Genomic DNA, 1203 nt, shown 5'->3' on the forward strand with positions numbered 1-1203 from the left:
CGATGCGGCCCAGGGGGATGCCGAGGCGGAAGTCCTCGGGACTGCCGGCCACGGGCACGGCGCTGCGGTCCTCGCCGTCCCAGCCGGAGGTGACCATGGGGGTGCGGGTGGTGCCGGGGCTGACCGCGTTGCAGCGGATGCCGTGGCGGGCCAGCTGCAGGCCGAAGCTGCGGGTCACCGACGTCGCGGCGGCCTTGGAGGCCCCGTAGGCCCCGAACTCGGTGCGCGGCACGCGCCCGGCGTTGGAGCTGATGGTCACGATCCCGCGTCGGTTGCCCGGGTCCTGCGCACGCTGCCGGATCATCAGGCCCGCGCTCTCACGCAGCACGAGGAACACCGCCCGGGCGTTGACGGCCAGGATCTCGTCCCACTCCCGCACGGAGGTCTCCAGCAGCGGGGCGGCGTGCACGATGCCGGCGGCGTGGACCGCCCCGGTCAGCTGCTGCCCGGACTCCTCGATCCCGCGCAGCAGGTCAACGACGTCGCGCTCGGCGGAGACGTCCAGGACGGCCGGGGTGATGCGCTCGGGGTCGGACCAGCCCTGCGGATCCGGCATGACCCGGTCCGCGGCCCACACGTGGTGCCCGTCCTCGGCCAGCAGCCTGACCACCTGGCTGCCGATCCCGCCGGCGGCTCCGGTGACGAGGACCGCGCTCATCGGCTGACCCCCTGGCCCTGCTCATCTTGGGCATCCTGCCAGGAGGCCAGGATCTCGGCCGTGTCCTGCACGCGGGCGCAGCGGCCGGCGGCGTAGTCCAGGGCCCGCACGTGGTCCTCGCGGGTGAAGTCCGCGAGCGCGTCGGCGACGAGGAAGGCCTGGACGTCCAGCATGAAGGCGTCCAGGGCGGTGGCCAGGCACCCGATGTGCGCGTACACCCCGGTGATCGCCAGCTGGTCCCGGCCCCGGGCCAGCAGCTGCTCGCGCAGGGTCGAGCGCATGAACGCGGAGTAGCGCCACTTGGGCAGGACGATGTCCCCCTCGGCGGGGGCGAGCCCGTCGATGATCCGCGCCTGGGCGTCGGTGCTCAGCCCGGTCCCCCAGAAGTCGGTGAGCAGGGCCCGGTCGGCCAGGTCCTGCCGCGGCGGCTGAGCGGTGTAGACGATGGGGATCCCCGCCTTGCGGGCGGTCTCCAGCAGAGCGGCGATGCGGCACACCGCCACGTCGATCTGCCCCCGCGCCGACCGGGGCCGCCTCGCCCTGCG

The 1203-nt window shown here is 74.4% G+C and carries 2 protein-coding genes; both read right to left on the minus strand.

All coding sequences use genetic code 11. The features are described 5' to 3' along the window. Positions 1-658: SDR family NAD(P)-dependent oxidoreductase (locus NS354_RS11040; protein WP_058594538.1), on the minus strand; the 658-nt coding region annotated here is incomplete at its 3' end. Continuing rightward, positions 655-1203: isochorismatase family protein (locus tag NS354_RS11045; protein WP_058594539.1), on the minus strand; the 549-nt coding region annotated here is incomplete at its 5' end. The genes NS354_RS11045 and NS354_RS11040, both read right to left, overlap by 4 nt.

This window comes from Leucobacter chromiiresistens (genome assembly GCF_001477055.1).
GTDB classification, from domain to species: domain Bacteria; phylum Actinomycetota; class Actinomycetes; order Actinomycetales; family Microbacteriaceae; genus Leucobacter; species Leucobacter chromiiresistens_A.